We start from the raw sequence: 3,305 nt of genomic DNA, 5'->3' as shown, positions 1-3,305 counted from the left end.
AGGGAGGTCGGTCGCGGGGCGGCGTCGCCCTCGTCGGCGGGGATGGTGGCGAAGGGGGTGTCGGCGTCGGCCCGCACGGTGGCACCCACACGACGCACCGCGGTGTGGGCGCCCGCGGGTGACTCGACGGCCAGTCGGCCCGCCGGGTCGACGAGGAAGGCACGCACCCCGGTGACGGGACCCTCGACGATGCCCTCGAGCGCGCCCGGTCCCTCCAGCAGCAGGGTGAGGGGGTCCACGGCCTCGCGGGCCGCGGGGACGGAGTCGAGGATGCCCCGCGAGAGGGGAAGCGTGATGCCCATGTGCCCACGGTATCCGCCCGGCGCTACGGTGGTCACCATGACCTCAACCACGACACGCGCCGATGGGCGCGCCCTCGACCAGCTCCGCCCCGTCTCCGTCACCCGAGGGTGGGCGGGATCCGGGGAGGGCTCCGTCCTCATCGAGGCGGGCAACACCCGCGTCCTGTGCGTCGCCTCCTTCACCGAGGGCGTGCCGCGCTGGCGCAAGGGGTCCGGCGAGGGCTGGGTGACCGCCGAGTACGCGATGCTCCCCCGTGCCACCTCCGAACGTTCCCAGCGCGAGTCCGTCAAGGGCAAGATCGGGGGACGCACGCAGGAGATCTCGCGCCTCATCGGACGATCCCTGCGGGCCGTCGTCGACGTCGCCGCGCTCGGGGAGAACACCATCGTCCTGGACTGCGACGTCCTGCGCGCCGACGGCGGCACCCGCACCGCCTCGGTGACGGGGGCCTACATCGCACTCGCCGACGCCATCTCCTGGGCCCGCGAGCGTCACATCATCCGCGAGCGTCCCGGGCACCCCGTCCTGTCCGACTCGGTCTCCGCCATCTCCGTGGGCATCATCGACGGCACACCGATGCTGGACCTGCCCTATGTGGAGGACGTGCGCGCCCAGACCGACATGAATGTCGTCCAGACGGGGTCCGGGCGTTTCGTGGAGGTCCAGGGCACCGCCGAGCACGCCCCCTTCGACCGCGACGAGCTGGGCATCCTGCTGGACCTGGCGGCCGTGGGCAATGCGGAGCTCACCGACCTGCAGCATCGCGCCCTGGCCTCCGAGGTCGGCACCACCGTCACGCTGGAGCAGGCGTGAGCGCGGGGGGCACCAGGGGACAGGGGGGCGGGGAGGGGACGCACGAGGGCGCCCGACTCGTCTTCGCGACCTCGAACCCCCACAAGATCACCGAACTCGAGGCGATCCTCGAGCCCCTGCTCGAGGGGTTCACCCCCGGCACGATCGCGCGCATGGACCAGTTCGACGTCGACTCCCCCGTCGAGGACGGGGCGACCTTCGAGGAGAACTCCCTCATCAAGGCCCGTGCCCTGTGCCGGGCCACCGGCCTGGCGGCGGTGGCGGACGACTCGGGGCTCTGTGTGGACATCATGGGGGGCTCTCCCGGCATCTTCTCGGCACGGTGGTGCGGCCACCACGGGGACGACGCCGCGAACCTGGACCTGCTGCTCGCCCAGATCAGCGACGTCCCCGACCGGCTGCGGGGCGCGTCCTTCGTGTCCGCCGCGGTGCTCGTCCTGCCCGATGGGCGGGAGTTCGTGGAGATCGGACGCGTCATGGGCACCCTGCTGCGTGGGCGTCGCGGCACCGGCGGGTTCGGGTACGACCCGGTGTTCGTGCCGGAGGGGGCGGATCTCACCACGGCGGAGATGTCCCCGGAACAGAAGAACGCGATCAGCCACCGGGGCATCGCCTTCCGGGCCCTGGCACCCCACATCGTGGAGGCGCTGGGCGGTCGGGTGGAGTCCTGAGCGGGCGCCGGTGCGGGAGCGGGTGCGGGTGCGGGCGTCAGTGCCCGAGCGCGGGCTCCTCGGCGGGGACGCCGCCCCGTCCACGCATGCGGCGTGCCGACGCGATGCGCCCCCGCACGCCCACCAGGTGCTCCGAGAGCGCCGCCCACTCGGCACGCAGGCGGATGACCAGCCGGTCCCTGACGCGCCACGTCATCCGGACCCCGATGACGATGAAGATCAGGTTCGTGACCACCGACGGCCACGCCCTGGTCGCCAGGCAGGCCATCGCGAGCAGCGCACAGGCCACCATGTTCAGGGCGTGGTAGCGCAGGGAGTCGGGTGCCACCCGTTGGGTGGACACCGTCCAGTACGCGAGCAGCGAGCACAGCGCGCCGATCCACCCGAGGACCATCGCGACAGCGGAGAGAGACCCGATCACGAGGCACATGCTGCCCGTCCCGGTGATACAGTGCAATCGAATGATTCTTCAGATCTCCTGAAGGATCACTTCATCGAATCCGCCCTCGTGCGGCACGGCTCCCCGGCCCTCCCGACGCGGGGCCCGCACCGCCGGCACCACCCTCCCCGGGGAGGTGCCACGACCCCGCCAGGAGCACCAGGTGTACATCGACCCCCGCCGCCTCCCCGTCCTCCTCGCGGTGCGTCGTGAGGGTGGCATCGTCGCCGCCGCCGACGTCCTGGGCATCTCGCCCTCGGCGGTGTCCCAGCAGGTCCAGCGCCTGGAGGACGAGGTCGGCCTCGAGCTCATCGAGCGCACACCCACCGGCGCCGTCCTCACCCCGGCCGGACACGTGCTCGCCGGCGGGGCGGAGCGCATCGAGGCGGAGCTGACCGACACCACCCAGGCGCTGCGCCCCTTCACCGGTCAGGTCACCGGGGTGGTGACGATCGGTTCCTTCCAGACCCTGCTGCGCGCGGTCCTGGTCCCCTTCCTCGCCGACCTCGCCCATGTCCTGCCCGGCATCGAGCTGCACCTCGTCGAGACCGACGAACTCCCCGGCATGGCGGCGCTCCGTTCGGGACGATTCGACATCCTCACCCTCGAGCGCGACGAGTCCCCCGGAGGCGCCCCGCGGGGGTTCACCGACACGGCGTTCTTCGACGAGCCGTGGGTCCTCGCCACACCGACCTCCGCCCCGCCCATCGGCTCCGAACGCGACCTCGCCCCGCTGCACTGGCTGCGCGTCCTGCCGGGCACCGCCGGTGCGCACGCGATGGCCCGCATCACCGCGGGGATCCCCGAACCCCAGTTCGCCGAGGACTCCTACATCAACTACGGGGTCGCCCTGTCACTGGTGGCCGCCGGACGCGGGTCCACCGTGCTCCCCCGGCTCGCACTCGTCGACGTGCCCCTCGACGGCGTGCGCGTCACCCCCCTGCCCGGCCTGGGTGTCCGCCGTCTGCTCATCCGGCACAGGACGCACTCCGCCGACCGGTCGACCCCCGGCGGGCAGGTCATCCAGCGGCTCGTGCAGTGGGTGGCCGAACACCCCTTCAGCGAGGGTGCGCAGGCCT

The 3,305-nt window shown here is 72.5% G+C and carries 5 protein-coding genes; 3 read left to right on the top strand and 2 right to left on the bottom strand.

What is annotated here, in order from left to right; translation table 11 throughout:
• Nucleotides 1-302, bottom strand: a 302-nt coding sequence (locus TA90_RS11980) for a hypothetical protein (protein ID WP_043536770.1), incomplete at its 3' end; no start/stop codon positions are given.
• Nucleotides 303-339: 37 nt separating this feature from the next.
• Here TA90_RS11980 and rph point away from each other — a divergent pair.
• Together rph and rdgB are read left to right on the top strand one after the other, a co-directional pair.
• Nucleotides 340-1,116 (top strand): ribonuclease PH, encoded by a 777-nt coding sequence (rph, locus tag TA90_RS11975; RefSeq protein ID WP_043536778.1) that lies wholly within the window; start codon nt 340-342, stop codon nt 1,114-1,116.
• Complete coding sequence (gene rdgB / locus TA90_RS11970) at nt 1,113-1,787, top strand: RdgB/HAM1 family non-canonical purine NTP pyrophosphatase (protein ID WP_052450847.1); 675 nt, start codon at nt 1,113-1,115, stop codon at nt 1,785-1,787. Before rph ends, rdgB begins: the two co-directional genes overlap by 4 nt.
• A 37-nt stretch (nt 1,788-1,824) precedes the next feature.
• Here rdgB and TA90_RS11965 read toward each other — a convergent pair whose 3' ends face one another.
• On the bottom strand, nt 1,825-2,208 hold the full coding sequence (locus TA90_RS11965; protein ID WP_147513497.1) for a CBU_0592 family membrane protein: 384 nt from the start codon (nt 2,206-2,208) through the stop codon (nt 1,825-1,827).
• 181 nt (nt 2,209-2,389) lie between these two features.
• Here TA90_RS11965 and TA90_RS11960 point away from each other — a divergent pair.
• The coding region (locus TA90_RS11960) for a LysR family transcriptional regulator (RefSeq protein WP_052450845.1) at nt 2,390-3,305 on the top strand (916 nt) is incomplete at its 3' end.

This window comes from Actinomyces polynesiensis (assembly GCF_000820725.1).
GTDB classification, from domain to species: Bacteria; Actinomycetota; Actinomycetes; order Actinomycetales; family Actinomycetaceae; genus Pauljensenia; species Pauljensenia polynesiensis.
This window is presented reverse-complemented; position numbering and strand designations above follow the sequence as displayed.